This window comes from Vibrio sp. B7, from assembly GCF_963888765.1.
Lineage (GTDB): Bacteria > Pseudomonadota > Gammaproteobacteria > Enterobacterales > Vibrionaceae > Vibrio > Vibrio anguillarum.
Map to the genome: position 1 here is coordinate 401242 of NZ_CAWPKR010000011.1, position 26169 is coordinate 427410.

Annotated in this window: 22 protein-coding genes; 12 read left to right on the plus strand and 10 right to left on the minus strand. The window is 42.5% G+C overall.

Annotated elements, in window-relative coordinates:
• Positions 1-187 precede the first annotated feature (187 nt).
• Together glnS and nagE are read right to left on the minus strand one after the other, a co-directional pair.
• Entirely contained in the window at positions 188-1858 is a 1671-nt protein-coding gene (gene glnS, locus AACV32_RS06815; protein WP_170894815.1) for a glutamine--tRNA ligase, read from the minus strand.
• A gap of 328 nt (positions 1859-2186) precedes the next feature.
• Complete coding sequence (nagE, locus tag AACV32_RS06820; RefSeq protein ID WP_013857296.1) at positions 2187-3674, minus strand: N-acetylglucosamine-specific PTS transporter subunit IIBC; 1488 nt, start codon at positions 3672-3674, stop codon at positions 2187-2189.
• A 489-nt stretch (positions 3675-4163) separates the two neighbouring features.
• On the opposite strand from nagE, the gene nagA reads away from it, so the two are divergent.
• The 4 genes from nagA to asnB all read left to right on the plus strand — a co-directional run bounded on the left by nagA (position 4164) and on the right by asnB (position 10140).
• Positions 4164-5300: an N-acetylglucosamine-6-phosphate deacetylase gene (nagA, locus tag AACV32_RS06825; RefSeq protein WP_094151681.1), complete on the plus strand. Its 1137-nt coding sequence runs from the start codon at positions 4164-4166 to the stop codon at positions 5298-5300.
• Positions 5301-5302: 2 nt separating this feature from the next.
• The gene (nagC, locus tag AACV32_RS06830) at positions 5303-6517 is read left to right on the plus strand and encodes a DNA-binding transcriptional regulator NagC (RefSeq protein ID WP_026028479.1); all 1215 of its coding nucleotides are present in this window, start codon (positions 5303-5305) and stop codon (positions 6515-6517) included.
• A 99-nt stretch (positions 6518-6616) separates the two neighbouring features.
• Complete coding sequence (locus AACV32_RS06835; RefSeq protein WP_170894816.1) at positions 6617-8203, plus strand: cation:proton antiporter family protein; 1587 nt, start codon at positions 6617-6619, stop codon at positions 8201-8203.
• Positions 8204-8475: 272 nt separating this feature from the next.
• A complete protein-coding gene (asnB, locus tag AACV32_RS06840; RefSeq protein ID WP_017045499.1) occupies positions 8476-10140 on the plus strand; it encodes an asparagine synthase B in 1665 nt (554 codons plus the stop codon).
• Between the two features lie 81 nt (positions 10141-10221).
• Here the strand turns inward: asnB and rfaH are convergent, their stop codons facing one another.
• The gene (gene rfaH, locus AACV32_RS06845; RefSeq protein ID WP_013857303.1) at positions 10222-10722 is read right to left on the minus strand and encodes a transcription/translation regulatory transformer protein RfaH; all 501 of its coding nucleotides are present in this window, start codon (positions 10720-10722) and stop codon (positions 10222-10224) included.
• Positions 10723-11029: 307 nt separating this feature from the next.
• Here rfaH and AACV32_RS06850 point away from each other — a divergent pair, with 307 nt between their 5' ends.
• Positions 11030-12418 carry a peptide MFS transporter gene (locus tag AACV32_RS06850; protein ID WP_170894817.1) on the plus strand — a complete coding sequence of 463 codons (1389 nt, stop codon included), beginning with the start codon at positions 11030-11032 and terminating at the stop codon, positions 12416-12418.
• Between the two features lie 91 nt (positions 12419-12509).
• On the opposite strand, the gene hemH is transcribed toward AACV32_RS06850, so the two are convergent.
• From hemH to htpG, 3 genes are all read right to left on the minus strand, one after another.
• The gene (gene hemH / locus AACV32_RS06855) at positions 12510-13475 is read right to left on the minus strand and encodes a ferrochelatase (RefSeq protein ID WP_170894818.1); all 966 of its coding nucleotides are present in this window, start codon (positions 13473-13475) and stop codon (positions 12510-12512) included.
• A 115-nt stretch (positions 13476-13590) separates the two neighbouring features.
• The gene (adk, locus tag AACV32_RS06860) at positions 13591-14235 is read right to left on the minus strand and encodes an adenylate kinase (protein WP_013857306.1); all 645 of its coding nucleotides are present in this window, start codon (positions 14233-14235) and stop codon (positions 13591-13593) included.
• 318 nt (positions 14236-14553) lie between these two features.
• Positions 14554-16461, minus strand: a complete 1908-nt coding sequence (gene htpG, locus AACV32_RS06865) for a molecular chaperone HtpG (protein WP_170894819.1) — start codon at positions 16459-16461, stop codon at positions 14554-14556.
• Positions 16462-16719: 258 nt separating this feature from the next.
• On the opposite strand from htpG, the gene AACV32_RS06870 reads away from it, so the two are divergent.
• The 3 genes from AACV32_RS06870 (at position 16720) to AACV32_RS06880 (ending at position 18474) form a co-directional block, all read left to right on the plus strand.
• A complete protein-coding gene (locus AACV32_RS06870; protein ID WP_017045495.1) occupies positions 16720-17586 on the plus strand; it encodes a winged helix-turn-helix domain-containing protein in 867 nt (288 codons plus the stop codon).
• A 10-nt stretch (positions 17587-17596) separates the two neighbouring features.
• The gene (locus tag AACV32_RS06875) at positions 17597-18112 is read left to right on the plus strand and encodes a regulatory protein ToxS (protein WP_026027495.1); all 516 of its coding nucleotides are present in this window, start codon (positions 17597-17599) and stop codon (positions 18110-18112) included.
• A gap of 83 nt (positions 18113-18195) precedes the next feature.
• A complete protein-coding gene (locus AACV32_RS06880) occupies positions 18196-18474 on the plus strand; it encodes a SelT/SelW/SelH family protein (RefSeq protein WP_017045494.1) in 279 nt (92 codons plus the stop codon).
• A gap of 17 nt (positions 18475-18491) precedes the next feature.
• On the opposite strand, the gene yfcE is transcribed toward AACV32_RS06880, so the two are convergent.
• Positions 18492-19049, minus strand: coding sequence for a phosphodiesterase (yfcE, locus tag AACV32_RS06885; protein WP_170894820.1), 558 nt, complete (start codon positions 19047-19049; stop codon positions 18492-18494).
• Positions 19050-19277: 228 nt separating this feature from the next.
• On the opposite strand from yfcE, the gene AACV32_RS06890 reads away from it, so the two are divergent.
• From AACV32_RS06890 to AACV32_RS06905, 4 genes are all read left to right on the plus strand, one after another.
• Entirely contained in the window at positions 19278-20192 is a 915-nt protein-coding gene (locus AACV32_RS06890; RefSeq protein ID WP_013857312.1) for a TIGR01777 family oxidoreductase, read from the plus strand.
• 399 nt (positions 20193-20591) lie between these two features.
• Positions 20592-21446, plus strand: coding sequence for a thioredoxin family protein (locus AACV32_RS06895; RefSeq protein ID WP_017045491.1), 855 nt, complete (start codon positions 20592-20594; stop codon positions 21444-21446).
• Between the two features lie 308 nt (positions 21447-21754).
• Positions 21755-22678 (plus strand): SPFH domain-containing protein, encoded by a 924-nt coding sequence (locus AACV32_RS06900; protein WP_013857314.1) that lies wholly within the window; start codon positions 21755-21757, stop codon positions 22676-22678.
• A 7-nt stretch (positions 22679-22685) separates the two neighbouring features.
• Positions 22686-23144: an NfeD family protein gene (locus AACV32_RS06905; protein WP_017049492.1), complete on the plus strand. Its 459-nt coding sequence runs from the start codon at positions 22686-22688 to the stop codon at positions 23142-23144.
• Positions 23145-23274: 130 nt separating this feature from the next.
• Here the strand turns inward: AACV32_RS06905 and cueR are convergent, their stop codons facing one another.
• From cueR to chiP, 3 genes are all read right to left on the minus strand, one after another.
• Complete coding sequence (gene cueR, locus AACV32_RS06910; RefSeq protein ID WP_017043453.1) at positions 23275-23694, minus strand: Cu(I)-responsive transcriptional regulator; 420 nt, start codon at positions 23692-23694, stop codon at positions 23275-23277.
• A gap of 66 nt (positions 23695-23760) precedes the next feature.
• On the minus strand, positions 23761-24564 hold the full coding sequence (locus tag AACV32_RS06915; RefSeq protein WP_026028476.1) for a hypothetical protein: 804 nt from the start codon (positions 24562-24564) through the stop codon (positions 23761-23763).
• Between the two features lie 75 nt (positions 24565-24639).
• Positions 24640-25683: a chitoporin gene (gene chiP / locus AACV32_RS06920; protein ID WP_017045465.1), complete on the minus strand. Its 1044-nt coding sequence runs from the start codon at positions 25681-25683 to the stop codon at positions 24640-24642.
• Positions 25684-26169 lie beyond the last annotated feature (486 nt).

Genomic DNA, 26169 nt, shown 5'->3' on the forward strand with positions numbered 1-26169 from the left:
GATCTGTTTAATATATCGGATAACGCTAGCAAAACTATAGGACGCAAGGTAAAAAATGTGTCACGACTACGATAATCGCAGGAATCTCACACATTTTTCCCCGCTAAGTGAGCTTGCTCAGACAAAAACAGTACCATAATAAAAAGAAAGGCCAGCATTGGCTGACCTTTTTAAATAGTACTTAAGCTTACTCTGCGTCTATTTTTGTCCAAGTGTCACGTAGACCCACTGTGCGGTTAAAAACCAACGCCTCTGGTTTAGAATCTTTCGAGTCAGCACAGAAATAACCCATGCGCTCAAACTGATAACCTTGCTCCGCGTGTGCCGCCACCAAACTAGGCTCTACAAAACCATTAATTTTAACCAATGAATCTGGGTTAATGGTTTCAGCAAAGTTGTCAGCCGCCGCCGGGTTGGGAACGGTAAATAGGCGATCATACAAACGAATTTCAGCTGGCAAGGCTTTATCGGCAGATACCCAGTGAATAACACCTTTCACTTTGCGTCCATCAGCCGGGTTTTTACCCAGAGTATCCACATCGTAAGTGCAGAATATTGTCGTAATATTGCCTTGTGCATCTTTTTCAATGCGCTCTGCTTTTATTACATAAGCGCCGCGTAAGCGAACTTCTTTGCCTAGCACTAAACGTTTGTATTTCTTGTTTCCTTCTTCACGGAAATCTTCACGTTCAATCCACAATTCGCGAGTGAATGGAACTTCACGCTCGCCCATTTCAGGCTTGTTTGGATGATTTGCCAGCGTTAACGTCTCGACTTTACCCACCTCAAAGTTTTCTATCACCACTTTTACAGGGTCAAGAACCGCCATGGCGCGAGGCGCATGTTCGTTTAAGTCTTCACGGATACAAGACTCTAACGAACTGAATTCGATCATATTTTCCTGTTTTGTCACACCTATGCGTTTGCAAAACTCACGAATCGATGCTGGTGTGAATCCACGGCGGCGTAAACCTGAAATCGTCGGCATACGTGGGTCATCCCAACCATCCACTAATTTTTCCGTAACCAGCTGGTTTAGTTTACGCTTAGACATTACCGTGTATTCAAGGTTTAAACGGCTAAACTCATACTGATGTGGTCGACAATCAATCGTGATATTTTCCAACACCCAATCGTACAGACGGCGGTTATCTTGAAACTCTAGGGTACAAATTGAGTGCGTGATCCCTTCCAAGGCATCCGAGATACAGTGGGTAAAATCGTACATTGGATAAATGCACCATTTGTTACCCGTTTGGTGATGCTCAGCGAAACGGACACGGTAAAGCACAGGATCGCGCATCACCATAAAGGATGACGCCATGTCAATCTTGGCACGTAAACACGCTTTGCCTTCTTCGAAACCACCAGCGCGCATTTTCTCAAATAGCGCTAGGTTTTCTTCAATGCTGCGATCGCGGTACGGACTTGGCTTACCTGCTTGAGTCAATGTACCTCGATATTCACGGATCTCTTCTGGACTGAGCTCTTCAACATAAGCCAGACCTTTTTGGATCAGCTCAACCGCGTATTGGTATAATTTGTCAAAATAATCTGACGAATAACAAACATCACCAGACCATTGGAAGCCGAGCCATTTCACGTCGGCTTTGATTGACTCAACGTACTCCATATCTTCTTTTTCAGGGTTTGTATCGTCAAAACGTAAATTACACTGTCCCTGATAGTCCTGAGCAATACCAAAGTTTAAGCAGATAGATTTAGCATGACCGATGTGCAGGTAACCATTTGGCTCAGGCGGAAAACGAGTATGCACACTTGTGTGTTTGCCATCCGCTAAATCTTTATCAATGATTTGGCGAATAAAATTCGATGGACGAGCCTCAGCTTCACTCATCTATAGCACCTCAAAATTATTTAGTATCGTCAGAAGATTTTTCTGTATGTAAGAGCAGTAATGCTTGCAGAAACAGAAAGTTTGTCGCTAATGATCCACAATTATCCGCTCTTGCACAATAAAAAGTGGGCATTTCCTGCGATTATTTCAAGACATTGCCTTTTGTCTGGCTAGGCTAAGCAAAATTTCAGGCAAAGGGCGTAAGAAATAGGCAAAAGCTACCGTTGTGGGCAGCCTTAAATTTGAATAGCGCTCATTTGATGAATAAGAAAAACCTCTGCATGAAGCAGAGGCTTTAAAATAACCTAATCATCCGTTGCGATTAAGACTAAGGAAGTTTCACGCTAGAAAGATCTTCGTTTGCATTGATAGACTTCATCTCACCAGCAACGATTTCAGCAAGAGGGCCTAAGATAACTTGTAGGTTATTAGTACCCAGTTTCACCACACCCATTGCACCCAATGCTTTTAATGTTTTCTCGTCGATAATGCTCATGTCATTGACAGATAAACGTAAGCGAGTGATACAAGCATCGATGTTAGATAGGTTGCTGTGACCGCCTAGAGCTTTAAGGTATTGTTTAGCGAGCTCAGAAGACTCTTTCGCGCCTGATACTTTGCTATCGCTGTCGTCATCTTCGCGACCTGGTGTTTTAAGGCCAAATTTCAAAATAACGGTACGGAAAATCACATAGTAGAGAGCAAAGAACACAATACCTTGAACTATTAGCATGTACCAATTAACCGCCAGTGGGTTACGTGATGACAATACCATATCCACAAGGCCTGCAGAGAAACCGAAACCCGCAATCCACTGCATTGAAGCAGCAATGAATACTGATAGACCCGTCAATGCTGCATGCAGTACATATAGTGCAGGAGCAAGGAACATGAACGAGAATTCTAGAGGTTCAGTTACACCGGTAAAGAATGAAGCAAAACCAGCTGCAATCATAATAGAAGCAACTTTCTCTTTATTCTTCGCTGTAGATGTGTGGTAAATAGCCAATGCCGCACCAGGTAGACCGAACATCATAATAGGGAAGAAGCCTGCTTGGTACATACCCGTTACGCCTGGGATACCAGTACCCTCAGCGATAGATTTTGCACCACCTAAGAAGTTAGGAATGTCGTTAATACCCGCAACGTCAAACCAGAATACTGAGTTCAGTGCGTGATGAAGACCAACAGGGATTAGCAAGCGGTTAAAGAACGCATAGATACCTGCACCCGCAGAACCTAGACCTTGAATCGATTCACCAAACGATACTAGACCACCATAAACATGCGGCCATACATACATCAGAACGAAGGCGATAAAAATACCAGCAAACGACGTCAAAATAGGTACTAGACGTTTGCCAGAGAAGAAGGCTAATGCTTTATGCAATTCTACAGTAGAGAAGCGATTGTAGATTTCAGCAGAAACAATACCTACTAAAATACCAACAAACTGGTTGTTGATTTTACCAAAAGCAGCAGGAACTGCGCTTGGATCAATACCTTGGATCTGTGCAACGGCTCCTGGAGAAAGCAAAGTCGTCACGACTAAGAAACCAACAAACCCCGACAATGCAGCAGCACCGTCTTTATCTTTAGACATACCGTAAGCCACACCAACAGCAAACAGTACAGACATGTTATCAATGATTGCAGCACCTGCTTTAATCAGGAATGCAGCCAAGGCACTGTTTGAACCCCACCCATTTGGGTCGATCCAATAACCAATACCCATTAGTATCGCGGCAGCTGGCAATGTGGCAACTGGTACCATCAACGCCTTGCCTACTTTTTGAAAGTATCCAAGAATATTCACCTTAAGTTCCCCCTATAGGATTTAGGATTTTTTGTATTTGGTTGAGCCACTTATTTTAGTCGCTCAATTTAGTCAAACTCAGTTTATGATATTAATTTTGCTCCGCAAATTAAAACCTTATCATTTGTGATCATAATCACCACAATCTGCCAAATACCAAGGTTTTTGCTAGCGAGATCATAAAACTTATTTTACAATTAAAAAAAATGGAAATTAGGCGATAATATTTGCCTATTTCATCGTCGAATAGCATGTAAGCTAAACAACCCTGACTGGCTTTTTTCGTATAAAATGCAAACTATAACCATCAAATAACCCAGTCAAAACGAGCACTTAATTTTAATGTCATCCAGCATTGGCTGTTTGCTAGCAAGATAATTCGCGACCTAATTGAAGTAAGAAAAGAAAGCACCGTACTGGCACATTCCACCTTTCATTTCGTCGCCTCGCCAAATTTATAAAGCATTGATAGATAAGGATTTGATGATTATGTACGCACTAACTAACTGTAAAATCTACACTGGCAATGATGTGCTAGTTGACCATGCTGTGATTATCAACAACGAGTTGATTGAAGCGGTCTGTCCTATTGCGGATTTACCACAAGATATAGCGACACAAGATTTAAATGGTGCAAACCTAAGCCCAGGCTTTATCGACCTGCAATTGAATGGTTGTGGCGGTGTGATGCTGAATGATGAAGTAACGGCGACTACGATGCAGATCATGCATAAAGCCAACCTAAAATCAGGATGCACAAGCTTTTTGCCAACGTTAATCACCTCTTCAGACGAAGACATGCGCAAAGCGATTTCTGCCGCACGTGAATATCACTCTCAATATAAAAACCAATCACTGGGTTTACACCTTGAAGGGCCATATCTTAATGTGATGAAAAAGGGCATTCACAGTGTCGATTTCATCCGCCCTTCAGATGACAACATGATCGCCACTATGTGTGAAAATAGCGATGTGATTGCTAAAGTGACATTGGCGCCAGAGCACAACAATCCAGAACACATTGAACGTTTGGTGAAAGCTGGCATTGTGGTATCGATTGGTCACACTAACGCAACTTATACTGAAGCACGTAAAAGCTTTGAATCAGGCATCACCTTTGCCACACACTTATTTAATGCCATGACGCCGATGGTTGGACGTGAACCCGGTGTCGTTGGTGCAATTTATGACACCCCAGAAGTTTATGCTGGCATTATTGCTGATGGCTTTCATGTTGATTATGCTAACATCAGAATTGCTCACAAAATCAAAGGCGAAAAGCTTGTATTAGTGACCGATGCCACAGCTCCTGCAGGCGCTAACATGGATTACTTTATTTTTGTCGGTAAGAAAGTATATTACCGTGATGGTAAGTGTGTTGATGAAAACGGCACACTGGGCGGCTCAGCACTCACTATGATTGAGGCAGTGCAAAACACTGTTGAGCACGTTGGTATCGCATTGGACGAAGCTCTGCGGATGGCGACTCTATATCCGGCAAAAGCAATTGGTGTGGATCACAAACTAGGCCGAGTTAAAAAAGGCATGGTGGCGAACCTCACTGCATTTGATAGAGACTTCAATGTTCAGGCGACGGTTGTTAACGGACAATACGAGCACAATTGATAATGAATGGCGGACAAATAGGTAACGTAGATTTAGTCAAACAACTCAACAGCGCAGCAGTGTACCGATTGATCGACCTACAAGGTCCGATATCTCGTATTCAAGTTGCCGATGTGAGCCAACTTGCTCCAGCAAGTGTTACAAAAATAACCCGCCAACTTCTAGAACGCGGCCTCATTAAAGAGGTCGCACAACAAGCCTCTACTGGCGGACGTAGAGCCATCTCCTTAACAACCGAAGTCGCCCCTTTTCACTCTGTCGCCGTACGTTTAGGTCGAGATTACATTCAGCTCAGCCTGTATAATTTAGGGGGCAAAGAACTCGCGTCGGACTATCACGAGTTTCACTATTCTCACCAAACACAATTAATTGAGGGACTCCTTTTCCACCTCAATACCTTTATCAAACAACAGCAAGAGCGAATCGAACAGTTCATTGCCATTGGTATTGCCCTACCCGGCTTAGTCAACCCAGAAACGGGTGTCGTAGAATACATGCCCAACATTGCTATTGATGCACTCGCTTTAGGTGACATCATTCGTGATAATTTTCATGTTGAATGTTTTGTTGGCAACGACGTGCGCGGTATGGCGCTTGCCGAACATTATTTTGGTGCCAGCAAAGACTGTCAAGACTCTATCCTAGTCAGCGTTCACCGAGGAACTGGGGCTGGCATTATCGTCAATGGTCAAGTATTCCTAGGCTATAACCGTAACGTGGGTGAAATTGGTCATATCCAAATCGACCCACTCGGCGAACAGTGTCAATGCGGAAATTTCGGCTGTTTAGAAACGGTAGCCGCAAACCCGGCTATTATATCTCGTGTTAAAAAACTGATTGCTCAGGGCTATGAATCTAGCCTAGCGAATATAGAGAGCATTACCATCAATGATGTATGTGAGCACGCCAATCTCGGTGATGAGCTAGCAAAACAGAGCTTAATTCGAGTGGGTAATCAACTCGGTAAAGCCATTGCGATGACCATCAACTTGTTTAACCCACAAAAAGTGGTAATTGCAGGTCAAATTACAGCCGCTCAAGAGATCGTATTCCCCGCGATTCGACGAAATGTAGAGAATCAATCACTCAAAACTTTCCACACCAATTTACCCATAGTCGCGTCGCAGATTGATAAACAACCAACCATAGGTGCATTTGCTATGATTAAACGGGCAATGTTAAATGGTGTTTTACTTCAAAAATTACTTGGCGATTAAGCAACCGATTGAATTATAATAAAAGGCTGTGTCGTCATGACACAGCCTTTTTTACAACCAAAACATTATTTTTAAACCAAAGCATTACTAAAGGAATTTATGGAACTTATCCTAATTTCAACGGCTTTTTTCGCAGGGTTTATTGCCTTGAAATGCAATTTACCTCCGTTGGTTGGCTTTTTAGTTGCTGGGTTTGGCCTTAATGCTGCTGGCTACCACAGCAGCGATACCATTCTGACCCTAGCCGATCTAGGGGTTACCTTATTGCTGTTCACAATTGGACTTAAGCTAGAGATTAAAACCTTACTTGCGAGAGAGATTTGGGCTGGTGCCACGGTTCATAACCTCCTTTCGACAGGGATTTTCAGCATTGCTTTATTGATATTCAAATATTTAGGGGTTAGCTCTCTGGCCTCCATGTCAATTGAACAATTAGTTCTGCTTGGTTTTGCTTTGTCATTCTCCAGTACTGTTTTTGCGGTGAAATCACTGCAAGAGAAAGGAGAAATGAACGCGACATACGCCACTATCGCCATCGGTATTCTTGTGATGCAAGATATCTTTGCTGTCATATTTTTAACCGTCTCGACAGGAAAACTTCCTTATTGGTACGCTGCCACTTTATTGATCCTACCCTTTATGCGGCCACTATTTTACAAACTGCTCGACTGGGTTGGTCACGGTGAAATGCTTGTTCTGTTTGGTATATTTTTTGCCTTAGTGGTCGGAGCAGGATCATTTGAATTGGTTGGGATGAAACCCGATCTTGGTGCTCTGATTTTAGGCATGCTGCTAGCAGGCCATCGCAAAGCATCTGAGCTGTTAAAATCACTCTTTAATCTAAAAGAGCTGTTTCTCGTCTGCTTTTTCCTCAATATTGGACTATCAGAACAGCCCACAATGACTGGGTTTGCGCTCGCATTGTTGCTCTTACTGCTGCTTCCCATCAAAGGTATCCTCTATTTTTGGGTACTCAACCGCTTTAAATTCCGAGTGAGAACCTCACTGTTAGCCACCTTGTCTTTATTCAATTTCAGTGAATTCGGACTGATTGTGGGGGGGCTTGCTTTCAAAATGGGATGGATGTCGGGTGATATATTGGTCGCACTGGCCATTGCGGTATCCATTTCATTTGTAATCGCAGCCCCAATAAGCCGTAAAGGCCATGAACTCTATCAACATTCACGGCAATGGCTAAAAGAACATGCCGCTGAAAAACTCAACACCAAAGATCAATTAATTAATCCAGGCCATGCCCAGGTACTCATATTAGGGATGGGCCGCATCGGTACCGGTGCATATGATGAGTTGCGCTCTCGTTATGGCAAAATAAGTTTAGGCATAGAAGTCCGAGAAGAAGTTGCTCATGATCACCGCTCACAAGGGCGCAATGTTATTGCTGGTGATGCAACCGACCCTGATTTTTGGGAGCGCATTCTAGACACTGGTAATGTAAAACTCGTACTGCTTGCTATGCCGCATCATCAGGGTAACCAAATCGCGCTATCGCAGTTACAACACCGTAATTTTAAAGGTCAAATCGCAGCCATCGCCGAATACCCAGACCAATTGGAATCACTATTGGAAAGTGGTGTTGATGCGGCATTCAACATCTATAGCGAAGCGGGTAGCGGTTTTGCCCGTCACGTATGTAAACAGCTCCAACCTAATTTTACTAAACCGTAATAATGTCTAGGTAAGCCATCGCAATTTTTAGGTAAAACATTGTCATTTCTATGCCCAACTCAATACGGCCCCAGAGCTTAGTTGGGCATAATTTACCCACCATCGCTCAAAAACAGAAAACAAATAGAAAAAATTCACACAAAGTGCGTATTATTTAAATAAAATTCACCAAGATGCGTCTTATGTGATACTAACGACACCATATGGTTGCTTTTTTTAACCAGAATGGCAAATTAGGTCCAACAGATTAAAAATCATCAAAAGGAAGTTGTATGTGTTCTATATTTGGCATTCTTGATATTAAAAGTGATGCAACAGCGTTACGCCCAATAGCGCTAGAGATGTCTAAAAAAATGCGTCACCGCGGCCCTGACTGGTCTGGCATCTATGCTTCAGAAAAAGCAATCTTGGCTCATGAGCGCCTTTCTATTGTCGGTTTAAACAGCGGCGCACAACCACTTTACAGCCCAAATAAAAAGCACATATTAGCGGTCAATGGTGAGATTTATAACCACAAAGAAATTCGTGCTCGTTACCAAGGCAAATACGATTTTCAAACCGACTCTGACTGCGAAGTGATATTAGCGCTTTATGCAGACATGGGTGCCGCGCTACTTGAAGAACTCAACGGCATCTTTGCCTTTGTGCTCTATGATGAAGAAAAAGATGAGTACCTCATCGGGCGTGACCATATTGGTATCATTCCTCTTTACCAAGGCCATGACGAACACGGTAACTACTACATTGCATCCGAAATGAAAGCTTTGGTAAGCATTTGCAAAACTATCAGTGAATTTCCTCCTGGTAGTTACTACAGCTCGAAAGAGGCAGGCGCACAGCGCTACTATATTCGAGATTGGAATGAATATGCGGCAGTTCAAGGCAATAGCAGCAGTAAAGAAGAGCTAAAACAAGCATTAGAAGCGGCCGTTAAGCGCCAACTGATGACAGATGTACCTTACGGTGTTTTGCTTTCTGGAGGATTGGACTCTTCAATTACGTCAGCCATTGCGAAACGTTACGCCGCAATGCGAATTGAAGATGATGAACAATCAGAAGCATGGTGGCCACAGCTTCACTCTTTTGCGGTGGGTTTAGACGGTGCTCCAGACCTTAAAGCGGCTCGTGAAGTGGCTGAAAAAATTGGCACTGTACACCACGAAATGACTTATACCATCCAAGAGGGTTTAGATGCTATTCGTGATGTTATTTACCATATTGAAACATATGACGTGACGACAATTCGAGCCTCTACTCCGATGTATTTGATGGGGCGGAAAATCAAAGCTATGGGTATCAAAATGGTACTTTCCGGCGAAGGAGCGGATGAGATCTTCGGTGGTTACTTATACTTCCACAAAGCACCAAACGCGCAAGAATTCCACGAAGAAACTGTGCGTAAACTGCTGGCGTTGAACTTGTTTGACTGTGCTCGCGCTAATAAATCTTTAGCGGCTTGGGGAGTGGAAGGACGCGTTCCTTTCCTAGACAAAGAGTTTATTGATGTTGCAATGAGGCTTAACCCTGCTGACAAAATGTGTGGCAATGGCAAGATGGAAAAACACATTCTACGTGAGTGCTTTGAAGATTATCTGCCAGCCTCGATTGCTTGGCGTCAAAAAGAGCAATTTTCCGATGGTGTGGGCTATAGCTGGATTGACACACTAAAGAGTGTTGCTGAAGAAAAAGTTACCGATCAACAGATGGAAACAGCAAAATACCGCTTCCCATATAATACTCCAGCGACAAAAGAAGGGTATGTTTACCGCGAGATCTTCGAAGAGCTGTTCCCGTTAGAGTCTGCTGCACAATGCGTTCCTGGAGGTCCTTCTGTAGCTTGTTCTTCCGCCAAAGCAATTGAGTGGGATGAATCCTTTAAAAATTGTATTGACCCGTCAGGCCGAGCTGTCAAAGCGGTGCATAATGAAGCGTACTAACCAAAACGCTGGCTAATAAAGCAAATAAAAGGCGCAAAATGCGCCTTTTATTTGTCTAAAGAGCTTACTGTAGAGAGTCAATCACGAATCTAATTCTAAATGCTTATTATCAATGCTCATCGGTATCACTTGGCTGATCATTTTAACCAGCATAATCGATCGCGTCTCACCATCGGGCTCTTGGTAAATGGCATCAATTCCTGAGAACTGCCCACCCTTAAGTCGAACTACCTGCCCTTTTTCTGGAATATTGAACGATGCTACCGGTAATTTTAACTGGTCGAGTAACTTCAATTCCTCGATCAAATCACTGTCCAACTCCTTCGGATGTGAACCAAATCGGATGAAATCAACCACACCGCGAGTAGAGCGCACACTGGTAAAGGTTGGGCCAATTTCAAAATCAAAGTAAATGAACATATAGGAGGGAAAAAGTGGCTCTTTGACGACTTGCCGCTTACCCCGAAGAATTCTCTCCAGTTCAATTTCTGGGTAGAAACATTCGACACCTTGGTTTTCAAGGTGTGCTTTAGCACGCCTCTGATCGCCACGTTTACAATACAACAAATACCAACGTTTCATTTTATTCCTAGCTACTGCTTTTCTTTTTCTTGAATCCTAACACCATCCTCCTCCTCAATAAACGGCTAATAAACTGAACACAAAAATAAACCCTTAATGTCCGAACAAGGCAAATTCAAATAATCAGTAATGAAAGATAAGTTTTCATAACGCAACAAAACTTTGAGCATTGATAGACATGCATTTTAAAAACAATGAGTTAGTTAATAATACCAGAATAAAATACTGATTTTACTCATTGCGATACGCTAAAAGCCCATGTATATCTAAAGCACAATTTTTCTCATCTCAAATACTAATAATTCTTATGACAAACCAACATCAATACTTTGGGCACCCAAGGGGCCTATTTTTACTTTTTGGCACAGAGCTATGGGAGCGTTTTTCGTATTATGCGATGCGCGCCATTTTGGTACTTTATCTTACAGACGCAACGATGAATGGCGGTCTAGGTTGGTCGACTAAAGATGCTCTCGATCTTTACGGCACCTATACAGGGCTAGTCTACATCACACCGCTTATTGGTGGTTACCTTGCAGATAACTACCTTGGGCAACGCCGTTCTATTTTATTGGGTGGAGCGTTAATGGCCATTGGCCAATTTACGCTAGCACTGCCTGCAGATGTGCTAGGCATTGGCTCTCTACACACTTTCTATTTAGGCCTTGCACTGCTTATCTGTGGTAACGGTCTATTTAAGCCCAATATCTCAACAATGGTTGGTGACCTATATAATGAGGGTGATAACCGTCGTGATGGCGCGTTCACCATCTTCTATATGGGGATCAATTTAGGTGCGCTACTTGCTGGTGTGATCTCTGGTTCTGTTACTAACTCATTTGGTTGGAGAGCCGGTTTTGTGGCCGCTGGTATTGGTATGCTGATCAGCCTTGTGATGCAAATGGCAATGGCTCAATCATGGCTTGGTAATATTGGCCGCGAACCAGCAGCTAAGCGCGATCTAAAACTGAAAAAATCAGCAAATAAAGAACCACTAACGAAAGCAGAAGTAGATCGTATCAAAGTTATCCTTGTGATGAGTTTGTTTACTATTGTTTTCTGGGCGGGTTTCGAACAAGCTGGTGGTTTAATGAACATTTACACGCAGCAATACACTGATCGTATGATGGGCGGTTTTGAGATACCTGCGGCTTGGTTCCAATCGTTAAATCCATTTTTCATTATTACTCTTGCCCCTGTATTAGCCGTATTATGGGTAAAATTAGGTAAGCGTGAACCAAACTCTCCAATGAAGTTTGCATTAGCGATGTTCTTCTTAGCCCTAGGCTTCCTATGTATGGTTGGTGCGGTTATGGAGCAAGGTGGTGACACTACCGTAAAAACATCAATGCTATGGCTTGTCGGTGCCTTCTTCTTCCATACCTTGGGTGAACTGTGTCTATCACCAATTGGTCTATCGCTTGTCACTAAACTAGCCCCACTACGCCTTGCTTCATTAATGATGGGAGCATGGTTCGGTTGTAACGCAATCGCGAATTATGTAGCAGGCCATGTAGGTTCTCATGTTGGAGAGCTTGGTGCGATGGCTATCTTCAGCGGTATTGCAGTAACAGCAACCATTGGCGGCGTCATTTTACTGTTGTGCTCTAACACGCTCGTTCGTTGGATGCACGGTGCAGAAAGAACCACAAGCTACGCTGAAGAAATTGAAGAGCAACAAGCTCAGTTGGTTTAGCTTCAAATTCACCTAGTAGTAATTCAAGAATAATAATGACAAACGGTCACGCTATAGTGACCGTTTTTGTACCAGAAAAGAATTCAACTCATCAGCGCTTAACTAAGGAAGCCATCATTTCTATATGCATTGCCGAATCATTTAGGCACTCAATGTAGGTAAACAATTCTCCACCAGCGTGAATAAAAGTTTCTTTACCTTGCTCAGCTATCTCTTCTAGGGTTTCTAAACAATCCACCGAGAAGGCGGGTGTGATGATATCCAACTTTTTAATACCGCGGCTTGGCAGAGCCTCTAATGTTTTATCCGTATAAGGCTGTAGCCACTCTTCACGTCCAAAAATAGACTGATAAGTCATGCCGATTTGGTCAGCATTCAAACCAAGTTCTTGTGCCAAAAGTTCTGTGGTTTTTTGGCAGTGCTGTGGGTAGATATCACCGTTATCGGCGTATCGCTTAGGGATACCGTGGTAGGAACAAAGCAAATAGTCACCTTGCCCGTTACGTTGCCAAGAGTCACGGACTTTACTCGCCAAAGATCGTATATAAGCAGGGTGATTATGATAATCACGAATAAAACGTAAATTGGGCGTCACAGGGATACGTTTCATCGCTTTGGCAAGGCCATCAAACACGGCAGCCGTAGTAGTACCAGAATATTGAGGGTACAGAGGCAGCACTACAATCTCTTCAACACCACGCTCCAATAATGCGTTGATACCCTCTAAAAGGCTTGGTGAACCATAGGTCATACCAAGTTCCACTGGTGTACCGAGATACTGTTCTAACGCTTGCACTTGGCGTTTAGAGTACACCATCAAAGGAGAGCCTTCTTCCATCCAGACAGATTGATATAACTTAGCAACCTTGGGAGCTCGCAGCGGAAGAATCACACCATGTAATAATGGACACCAGATCCAACGACTCATATCAACCACACGCTGGTCATGTAAAAATTGGCTTAAAAATCGTTTTACTGCCGATGCCGTCGGTTCACTCGGCGTTCCCAAGTTAACTAATAGCACACCCTGTTTTTGATTATTTTGCATTACTTCCATTCATCCATTTCATTGTTAATTATTGAGTACGAATTCGCGGCAGGAAAGTTCATAAAAAAAGCGACCTTTAGGTCGCTTTCACTATAACAAAGTTAACAAGCCTATACTGAGCCAATTATGCTAATGCTTTCTCAATATCAGCGCTAACTTGAGCAACTGGCTTAGTGCCATCAAATTTTAGGTATTTCGTATTACCCATTTGTGCTTCTTTACCGTAGTAAGTGATCAGTGGCGCTGTTTGCTCGTGGTAAACACCTAAACGAGCACGAACGGTTTCTTCTTTGTCATCATCACGAACGACAAGATCTTCACCTGTTACGTCATCTTTACCTTCCACTTTTGGCGGGTTGTAAATGGCGTGGTAGGTACGACCAGAAGCCAAGTGAGCACGACGTCCCGCCATACGCTCAACAATAACGTCATCGGCAACATCAAACTCAATAACATAGTCAACATTAATACCCATTGCTTTTAAGCCATCAGCTTGAGGAATCGTGCGAGGAAAACCATCGAGTAAAAAGCCCTTTTCACAATCAGCTTGGGTGATGCGTTCTTTGATTAAGCCAAGGATGATTTCATCAGAAACAAGTTGACCAGCATCAATCACTGATTTCGCTTTTTTGCCAAGTTCAGTACCTGCTTTAATCGCAGCACGTAACATATCACCAGTAGAGATTTGTGGAATACCGTACTTCTCCATGATGAATTGAGCTTGAGTGCCTTTACCTGCACCGGGAGCACCTAGAAGAATGATGCGCATGTTTAATCCTCTTTAGAAAATTATGATTTATACCGAAGCTCACAACCAGATGAGACTTAAAACCAACGGTAAGTTTCGGTATAACGGTAATGAGATGAGTGAATAATAATTCGGCAAGCAACATACACAGCTTACCGATCGCATTCAAGCGATGCATTCTAACATACAAATTTAAGCGACTAACCAGATTAAGACTAAAGAATATAATCTTGGCCGGATGTTCGCTGCAAGTTTGCCTAAAATATCGCTCGTTCTCAGCAGAGAATCGCTATTCAAAGCAAAAAGCTCGCAGTTGCGAGCTTTTTGTTAGCCAGTTAGCTATTCAACCTTAGTCAAAAGCTGATTAATTGCGGTTAAGAATTGTGACGGATCTTCCATCGAACCACGCTCAGCGAGCGTCGCTTGACCTAGTAAAACTTCAACCCAGCGACCAAATACTTGCTCATCCGCTTCATCGGCCATCCGTTTCACTAACGCATGTTCAGGGTTAAGTTCCAAAATATACTTCACCTCTGGTACCGGTTGACCAGCCGCAGCAAGCAATTTTGCCATCTGCGTACCCATCTCATAATCGTCGGTCACAACAACCGCTGGAGTACTTGCCAGTTTAAAGGTAGTTCGAACCTCTTTGACACGATCGCCAAGGTACTGCTTCGTACGTTCAACCACCGATTTAAACTCTTCTTCAGTCTCTTTATGCTTCTCTTTTTCCGCTTCATCTTCGAACTGGCTCAGATCTAGCCCTGCTTTGGTGATGGATTGGAACATTTTTCCATCAAACTCAGTGAGGTAATTCATCAACCACTCATCAATGCGATCAAACATTAAAATAACTTCGATACCTTTGGCTTTAAACTGCTCTAGGTGCGGGCTATTTTTGGCCGCTGCATAGCTATCGGCGGTGAGGTAGTAGATTTTATCCTGCCCCTCTTTCATCCGTTCAACATAAGCCGCTAAACTAACCGTTTGCTCTGCTGAGTCAACCTCGGTCGAGGCGAAGCGCAATAGGCTGGCGATCTTCTCTTTATTAGCAAAATCTTCTGCAGGCCCCTCTTTGAGTACCAAACCAAACTCTTTCCAGAAGGTTTGATATTTATCAGCATCATTGCTCGCCATACGTTCAAGCATGGTCAATACACGCTTGGTACAAGCATTACGCAATGATTGAGTCACCTTGTTATCTTGTAAAATCTCGCGTGAAACATTAAGCGGTAAATCGTTTGAGTCGATTAAACCACGGACAAAGCGCAAGTAGGACGGCATAAATTGCGCAGCATCATCCATGATAAATACACGCTGAACATAAAGTTTCAAGCCTGATTTATGATCACGATTCATCATATCCCAAGGTGCTTTCGCTGGAATATAAAGTAGGCTGGTATAATCGTTTTTACCTTCTACACGGTTATGGCTCCACACCAGTGGGTCAGCATAATCATGGGAAACGTGTTTATAGAACTCTTGATACTCTTCATCACTGATTTCTGACTTAGAACGCGTCCACAACGCCTGTGCTTTGTTGATTTGTTCCCACTGGGTCTCTTCAGCCTCATTACCTTCGTCATCACGAACCTTGGTTTGGATAGAAACTGGAATTCCAATGTGGTCTGAATATTTAGAAATCACATCACGCAGACGCCATTCAGAAAGGAACTCTTTGCCTTCCTCTCGCATGTGCAAAATGATATCGGTTCCACGAGACTCTTTATTAATGCTTTCGACTGTATATTCACCTTCACCTTGTGAATACCATTGAACCGCTTCGTTAGCGGGTAAACCCGCAGCGCGAGTTCTTACAGTGACCGCATCAGCGACGATGAAGGCCGAGTAAAAACCCACCCCAAACTGACCGATAAGCTGAGAGTCTTTAGATTGATCTTGGGATAGTTTAGAGAAAAACTCCGCTGTGCCGGATTTTGCAATCGTACCGAGATGTTCAATGACATCTTCGCGGCTCATACCAATACCGTTATCTGAAATGGTCAGCGTATTCGCTTGGGTATCAAACGATAATTTAACGCCTAAGTTGGCATCACCTTGATATAAATCGGCATTAGACAACGCTTGAAAACGAAGTTTATCCGCAGCATCAGAGGCATTTGAAATTAATTCGCGAAGGAAGATCTCTTTATTGGAATAAAGAGAGTGAATCATAAGATGAAGTAACTGTTTGACTTCAGATTGAAAACCACGAGTTTCTTTATTGGTAGTAGCCGTTTCGCTCATACTAGCTCCATAACATCTGAGTTATTTTCATTCACACACAGAGTGTGCAACCAAGGATGATTTGCTAGTAAGATGAGGCTGGCAATTGTAAATTCAAGGTCAATAATCATAAAAACACTGTTTTTTTCATTTATTTTGATTATGCTTGCCGTAATTTTTATCAAAGAAAATAAAAACTAGCATAATGTTTCATCAATTGCTTCCCCAAGCAGGCTAGGTTGATGGACGGTTAAACATGCCAACAATAAGAAGATTATCATGAGTAACATAGGCACAAAATTCATCCTTGCTAACCGATTCACGTTTGATCCCAATAGTAACTCTTTGCTTGAACAAGAAAACGAACAAGAGGCTGTTCGCCTTGGTAGTAACGAAAGTCGAATTCTACTTCTACTTTGTGAACGCCCAAATGAAGTCATTACACGCCATGAACTGCATGAGTTTGTGTGGCGTGAACAAGGTTTTGAAGTTGATGACTCAAGCTTAACTCAAGCGATTTCAACACTTCGTAAGATGTTGAAAGATCAAACCAAATCACCAGAATTCGTCAAAACCGTGCCGAAACGAGGTTATCAAATGATCGCCTCGGTGACTCGAGCAACCCCCTACTCACAAAAAAACACCACCAACGAGCCTGAAGAGGAACCGTTACTGGCCAGTGAGTCTATCCAAGACATTGACGCGGATACCACTTCGCAACCCGAAGAGACAACATCCCAAACCGTGACGACAGATCCACTCGCGAAAGTAAAAATAGGGAAAGAAAAGTTAACACTGCAAAGCAAATTGATGTTGGTTGTGGCTCTTTTCTTACCTATTCTGGCTCTCCTATTGACTAGCCCTGCACAATCAAAATTTAAACAGATTGCGGTTTATAACAACATAGTTGTGAATACGCCCATCAATCATCCAGACCTAAACAAATGGTTACCTTCTATTGAAAAATGCGTAAAAAAATACAATGAATCACATACTGGAGAACTGGCACCTAAGCAGGTGATTGCGACTGGTGGTCAAAATAATCAGCTCGTATTGAATTACATCCATAGTTCTGAGTTCTCGGGTGAAAATGTCACTTTACGAATTTTAGCTAACCAAGATGATTTGGCCAACGTGTGTAAATAAGGGCATAAATATGAATCCAAAAGTGGCAACCCTCATCTTAGCTATCTCTGCACTATTCAGTAGTTGGTTATACTGGGGCAGTGATTTAAAAATAGAACAAATCCTAACGGCGCAAGAATGGCAATCTAAAATGGTCACTGTGGTAAAACGCAGTCAACAGAATGATTCTGTTGGGCCAATCCGTCGGGTTGATGTCAATTCGAATGTAAAATATTTACCTAACGGTACTTATATTAGAATGTCAAATGTGAAGTTATTCGCCGTGGGTGGTGAAAGTGAAAGTTTCATTAATATCTCAGAAACCGGCACCTGGGATATCAGTGATAGCTACTTATTGATATCGCCTAGCGAATTTAAAAACATTAGTTCTAGTCAAAGTAAGGACTTTACCCCTGAGCAATTAGAACTGATTACTCAATTTTTCAAGATGGATGCTCAACAAAGCCGACGTATTGATGTCGTCAATGAAAAAACATTATTGCTCACCAGCCTAAGCCATGGTTCGACAGTGCTGTTTATCAATTAGCCATCGAGTAATCTGTAACTTTACTGAAGGGTCGAAAGGTCCTTTGTTGCGAATGGCCCTTACTTCTTCACAAAAGGTACACCATGGAAAAAGCCAATATTGAGATCTACTATTGCCGCCAGTGTAATTGGATGCTTCGAGCCACTTGGCTAAGCCAAGAGTTACTGCATACTTTTAGTGAAGAAATTGAATCTGTGCGTCTCTACCCTGATACAGGGGGACGATTTGAAATCATGTGCAATGGGCAACGTATTTGGGAACGTAAACATGATGGTGGTTTCCCTGAAGCAAAAGTTCTTAAGCAACGAGTCAGAGATATCATTGACCCAGAGCGAGATCTGGGTCATTCAGACAACAGGTAAATCAGATAGCGACCGGTTTAAGAGCTAGTCGCTAAACGATATTGCGCTAGTCCTTGCCCCTCTAGCCCCATTACTTGAAATAATCCATCCGTATAAATAGCGTAGCTTGGGGGAAATTCATTACGTGGAAAGGTCGCGGACCCCGGGTTGACAATAATGACATCATCTTGACCTTGCACCATAGGGATGTGCGAGTGGCCATGGATCAAAACATCACCTTTTTTTAATGGTGGCCTATTTTGAGCATTATATTGATGGCCATGCGTTAAGAAAAAACGAGTTCCTGACTCCAAAACTACCCAACAAAAATCCATCATCATCGGAAAGTCGAGCAGCATTTGGTCGACTTCGCTATCACAATTGCCTCTGACCGCCACAATATGCGGCGCCCATCGATTCAAGCACTCCGCAACTGCGGTCGGATTATACCCATCGGGAATAGGATTACGTGGACCATGATTTAAAAGGTCTCCTAGCAGTACTAAAGTGTCTGCACCTGACTGTTCAAATAGACTGAGTACTTTTTCAGTAGCAGGCAGTGAACCGTGTAAATCCGAAGCAAAAAACAACTTCATACTTTTATCTCCGTATTTTGGAGCTACAGATTGTACGAATTTCAGCACACTTCGTCATCTTTAGTTATGGATAAACATTGTCATTTATCACCACGAACAATTCACGTATGCTAAATAAGTTTCCTATATTAGGTTAGATGGCAAACAAGCATCGCCACTTAACTAACATGGCTATCGTTCTCATCACCACCATTTAGGTGATATCGCACAGACCAATGAGGTAGAAACATGAAAATACTATTAACGGGAGGGACTGGCTTTATCGGTAAAGAGCTGATGAAACAGATTTTCACGCACAATATCTACCTCCTCACGCGCGATATAGAGCGAGCTAAGCAGCAGCTCGCCCATGTAGACAAAGGTAGTATCACCTACCTGACTTCCCTAGCGAGTTTAAAAGACGCGAATCAATTTGACGCCATTATCAATCTTGCAGGAGAACCGATCGCCGACAAACGTTGGAGCAAACAGCAAAAAGCGATCATTTGCGCTAGTCGATGGGAAATAACAGAGCGGTTAGTTGAACTCATCCATGCCAGTACTGAACCACCCTCCGTTTTCATCAGTGGCTCGGCCGTCGGCTATTATGGTGACCAACAGTCTCATCCGTTTGATGAAACATTACATGTGCACCAACAAAGTTTTCCTCATCACGTTTGCGAAAAATGGGAACGCATCGCCCTCCAAGCGCAATCAGAAAAAACTCGAGTGTGCCTATTGCGTACGGGGATCGTGCTCGCTAGCGATGGTGGTGCTTTAAAGAAAATGCTGCCACCTTACCGTTTAGGCTTGGGCGGCCCTCTTGGTAAGGGTGAACAGTATATGCCATGGATCCACTTATTAGATATGGCACGAGCGATAGCCTATTTATTAGACACGCCACATGCACAAGGTGCTTTTAACCTCTGTGCTCCACATCCCGTACCTAATAAGCATTTTAGCCAGCTATTGGCGAAAACATTACGTCGACCACATATACTATTCACTCCCAAATGGGTTCTAAACCTTGCAATGGGTGAAGCGGCTGTTTTACTGTTTGATAGTATTAGAGCAAAACCTAAAAAGCTAACCGAGCTAGGATTTCACTTCCAGTTTTCACACCTAGAACCTGCGTTGAAAAATATATTACAACATCGTGCTTAACCAAAACTGGCCTATATTTTTTGTGAATAGCAAGGTATACGATAATGACAAAAGCGATACTTATCAGTGGATAAACCGACGGTTGCATAAAGTAGCACAATCAACTCAATTGTCATTAATTCGTAACATTCATGTGACATGATACAACTCTGGATATCCCAGTTAATCTAATATAAAGCGTTACATGTGGTACGACGAATATGACATTACACCAATTAAATTGGCTCAGTGTCGGTGTTGCGCTGACACTATTTTTAATATTATAGACACCTTTGCTTGCCCTCTCTTTGAGAGATAAAAAACGCTACTTTAACGGTAGCGTTTTTCATTTGCCCTTGATATTCCAATTTTCACCCCTATTTCTAAGACTATAAACTTGATTATCGCAAGGAAAATATCATGCAATCACCTTACATCGTTGAGGTCAATCAGCACAACTTTCGAGAGGTGTTCGAACGCTCAGTTGAGGCTCCTATTCTCTTTTATTTTTGGGCACCCATGAATCAAGAGAGCGTACAACTCATTCCTGAATTACAAAGCGTAGCGCAACAGCACAGTGGCGCATTCACATTGGCTCTTCTCAACTGCCAACAAGAACAGCAAGTGGCAGCACAATTTGGTGTTCAAGCCCTGCCAACAATCGCTCTGTTTATTAATGGTCAAGCGGTCGACGGTTTAGCAGGTGCTCAGACCATAGAAACAGTGAATGCAATGTTAAGCAAACATTTGCCAAGCCACGATGAAGTTGCGCTACAGCAAGCCTTAACACTGATAGAGCAAACACAACATTCACAAGCACTACCCTTGCTACTAAGTCTACCTGACGATATGAAAGCAAAAGCAGAGGTCAAACTGGCCCTCGCTGATGTGTTTCTGGAAACTCAGCAGTATGAAGCGGCAGAAACAGAACTGGAACGCATCCCACTAGAGTATCAAGATGGTTACTACAAAGGCTTAATCGCCAAACTGGAGCTGCACAAGCAAGCCGCTGACAGCCCAGAGATTCAAGCATTAGAAGAGATTTTTTCCGCTGAGCCAAACAACGCTCACATAGCAAGTGAGTTAGCGCTTCAATATCATCAAGTTAACCGTAATGAAGAAGCTCTCGAGCTGTTATGGTCATTTTTACAAAGCGACCTCAATTGCCTCGATGGCGGGCTCAAAAAAGTGTTTATGGACATCTTAAGTGCTCTTGGACAAGGAAATAGTGTGGCAAATCTCTATCGCAGAAAGCTGTATTCACTATTATATTAATAATATCAAGCAATTAAACTGGAAACGTTCTGCTTTGATTGTTTAAAAAACCAGTATCAAATCTCATTATTTCATTTGTTCCATATCGATAACTGATAGAGAATGATCAATAGCAAAGCTCAAACGTTGATGAGAATCGCTCCTATATCCAAATGACTTGGAGATACCGGCAGTCGGCAAGTGAGTTCATCCCTATGAGCACAATAAGCTCTATGATTGGGGTGAACGAACTTAGCTAACACAGCGGCCGTTTCAATAGAGAAAGGAACATCAACATTAGGATTATTTAATACTAAAAAGGAACCGTTATGGCTATTGATTCACTCGTCGCCGTTGGCATATTTGTATTCGTCGTTATTTCATTTATCTTTTCTGCAGTGAAAACCGTTTCACAAGGGAGCAATTGGACAGTAGAGCGTTTTGGACGTTACACACACACCCTACGCCCCGGTTTAAATATCATTATTCCGTTCATTGATCGTGTCGGACAAAAAATTAATATGATGGAACAGGTTCTTGATATCCCAGCACAAGAAGTGATATCCAAAGATAACGCCAATGTTGTTATCGACGCGGTTTGCTTCGTGCAAGTGATTGATGCTGCGAAAGCCGCCTATGAAGTTAGCGAACTACAACACGCCATTCGCAACTTAACTCTAACGAATATGCGTACCGTACTGGGCTCGATGGAGCTGGATGAAATGCTCAGCCAGCGTGACATGATCAACACTAAATTGTTATCGATAGTCGATCAGGCGACTAACCCTTGGGGTGTAAAAGTCACTCGCATCGAAATTAAAGATGTACAACCACCAGCGGATTTAACCGCGGCGATGAACGCGCAAATGAAAGCGGAGAGAAATAAACGTGCTGAAGTGTTAGAAGCCGAAGGCGTACGTCAAGCACAAATTTTACGCGCCGAAGGCCAAAAGCAGTCTGAAATACTTAAAGCTGAAGGTGAAAAGCAGGCGGCTATTCTTCAAGCAGAAGCACGTGAACGCGCTGCCGAAGCGGAAGCTAAAGCGACAGAGATGGTTTCGAATGCGATTGCGCAAGGTGACATGCAAGCGGTTAACTACTTTATCGCTCAAGGATATACCGAAGCACTTAAAGCCATTGGTCAAGCAGAAAACAGCAAAATCATCATGCTGCCATTAGAAGCAACTGGGTTGATGGGTTCGGTTGCTGGCATTGCTGAAATGTTCAACCTGAAATCCTCACAAGATAAGTAGGCCTAACGTGATTGAGCTAATACAACAAATGAATTATTGGCACTGGCTCGCATTAGGCTTAGTGCTTGTTGCATTGGAACTGCTTGGAACTGCTGGGTATTTTCTTTGGTTAGGTATTTCCGCACTCATCGTTGGCCTTATCTTTGCGATGCTCCCCATCAGTTGGCAACTGCAGTGGATGGCTTTTGCAAGTTTATCACTCGTCACGACTTGGTTATGGTGGCGTAAACAATTTAAATCAGACCACGATGGTGACGAGACTCGTGATCTGAACCAGAAACAGAAACAGCTGATCGGACAAACAGCTCGTCTTAAAGAGAGCGTTCAAGAAGGGGCAACTTTTCGATTGCAGCTCGGCGATACGACGTGGACAGCAAAATGCCAGCAAAACCTAGAAGCTGATGTTGTGGTTAAAGTCGTAGATGTCGAAGGAATAGTGTTGATTGTTGAGCCTAAAGAGAGCTAGCTTCATTGAGTAAACATCAGTAAGAAAGTACATAAAAACCAAAAGTGATGAATTGCTTTTGGTTTTTTCATTTATGGGCAGCCCAATTGTAGTGTGTGCCTCGACAGCTCATTAGCTAATGAGCTCATTTTCACACTGACTTGTTCAAGTCGTTATGGCAACACTGCCCCTTCAAATTATCTATGATCGGGCATTCACTACCGCCGTCGCCTGGACATTCGGTAATCCACTCTTCTAGTTGCAACTTAATCAATGAAAGCTCTGCCAGCTTCTGTGATACTTGTTTCAACTTCTCTTGCGCTTTCTCTTTGACTGCAAAACTGGTCCGGGACGGATCGTTGGCAAGGGCGAGTAAAGATTTACATTCCTCTAAACTAAAACCAACGCGCTTGCATCGCGCAATAAGTAAAAGATCATCAATATGCGCTTGTTGATAATGACGGTAACCATTCTCTGAACGAAGGGGCGGCGATATCAGCCCCTTCTCTTCATAAAGACGAATGGACTTAGCAGTAAGTGCTGTTAACTGAGAAACTTGGCTAATATTCATAGTAAGTGTAATACTTAAAAGGCATGGTTTAACCATGCCTTTTATAACGATAAATCGCAAGCTTGATTATTGATTTAGTAACCAGCTCAGAATCTGAGACTTCTCAGCTTTATTCGCTTTCTCATACCAGTACCCTAGCATATCTAATGGCTTATTTTCTGCCGTCAGAGGTTGGCTAATGTTATCTCGATTGCTAAATGCCCAGTTTTCAAATATTTTCCGATCGTTAACATCAGCTTCAGCAAACCAATATTGAACCATTTCAATAGGTTTAGTCGCTTGCTCTTGCACCGAGTGAGTGATACTGGAAGGTATAGTTGAACTGCCTAAGGTGAAATTCGCCTCGTCAATCACGGCTAAGAAGTAGGCTTTAGGCACCGAAAATTCTACTTGGCTTTTGCCTGTTGATGAAGTCAGCGTAAACACAACCGAATCCGAGCTCAGCTGATGAATATATTCTTGAGATAATGGAAACTTAAACCATTGCGTCGTAGTACAATGCTCGGTACAAGTCTCAGCCAATGGACGATATGTTTCTACTTGAAACTTCTGTGATGAGTAAGTAACTGTGTCAAATTGGTCATAATTTTTAAAATAAGTGACATTCATATCAACATATGAATATTCAATATTTACCCCTTCAGATTTAGGGAAATTACCGACATAGCTTAGCTCAGATTTTACAATATCAGGTCCTAAAATTGCCTTAGCTCCTGGTGTAATGTCTTTTGCTACAACTTGAACATAGTTGTGCCTTTCTTTGACATTCTTCGCCACATCATTGAACACACTAGAACTGTCTAAATTACTGCATCCAACGGCCATTGTGATGGTTGAAAATAATATGGTCGTTTTAAATAAATTCATCATTTATGTCCTTGTTTATGGAGTAAAAACACCGGCACAAGGCCGGCGTTTTATTAAAGAAAGGCGAGGTTTGTCAAATTAGAAGCCGTATTCCAAGCCTACACGTACAAATCCTTTCTTATCATCAGAGTTGTATGCATCGTGCTGACCAACACGAATGTATGGCACGAAACCATTTTTCACGTACATCAGCTGTGCAGACAATACTTCATCATCATCATTTTGATCTACACCGTTCACTTCAGAATCAAGGTTAGCTGCATAGCCTACTTTGAAGCCCCATGGACCATTCCAGTATTGGCCGATCAGAGAGTATTGACCTTGCTCACCTTCTTTACCAGCATTGCTATAGTGTTTAGAAACACCTTCCGTATACTTATAAGCCCCAGCTAAGCCGAAGCCTGCTGGCAGTGGAAGTTCAAAACCTACGATATACGCTGTTGCGTCAGCAGCAGCTTTAATATCATCTTTTTTGTCTTCTGTTAAAGTTAATTGGTATTTTGAGTTATTTTCGTAACCGACATGGAAAGTTACGATATCAGCTGCATTATAGTGAACAGCTGCACCAAAGTGATTTGAACCCTTAGTGCCTACATCACCACGACCAGCAGAAATGTTAAATGTTAGACCACCGAAGGCTGGTGAGTCGTAGCGAGCAATATCACCTTTACGATCATAATGGCCTGCAACATCGCCACCCCAATCGAATACACGACCTAAACCTGGGTTAGAGTATGGCCAGTCAACGATTTCATATAGAGGGGTAAGCATGCGACCAAAACGAATTTTACCCCAATCTCCTTGCAAACCAAGGAAAGTATCACGGGCACCTAAAGTGTTACCTTTACCATCTTCGCCAACATAACCTGATTCAATTTGCATAAATACGTTCACATTATCAAACATATCTTTGCTAGCACGGAAACCTATGCGTGATTCATTTTCATAATCGTAACCATTACTATCTTCTTGATAAAAAGCAGAAATAGCAGCAACGCCGTACGCTTGCACGTTAAAATCAGACAGCACACCAATTGCACCTGTTTCAGACGCTGCGAATGCACCAGTTGACGCCATAGCAACTGCAGCGCCTAAAAGAGTACGTTTAAACATTTTGTCCATGGAAAAACTCCTAAAAATAGATATAGCTGTTTTTTATTTCCCCCTTAAGTTGGCCGCCGAAGGGAGAAATCATTTCCTATGTTGAAAACCTAAATTAGTCATTAATTTTCTGATTTTCTCTTTTCCTGCATACACATCGTGTATCCATGTTCACTAGACTAACTTCGCAACAGAAAACATCAATGAGAACTTAATTTTTATCTAAAAAAATATGAGCTACGGCAAACTTTGACCAAGTAAGTGATCAAGATCTAATAAGTCATAAAACAAAATATAAAAACAAAAAACTCATTAATTTTCAAAACGATAAAAAAACAATTACACTAATAGCTTGAAGTGCATCGCAATAATAAATTGAAAGAGAGTAAAGTTCTTCTTGATTGGTATCGAAGAAAATGAGAGCTTTTTTTCTAATTACTGGACATTTTAATGTGGCGGTTTGAGATAAAAATAAAGCCTCAAAATTAATTTTGAGGCTTTATGAAA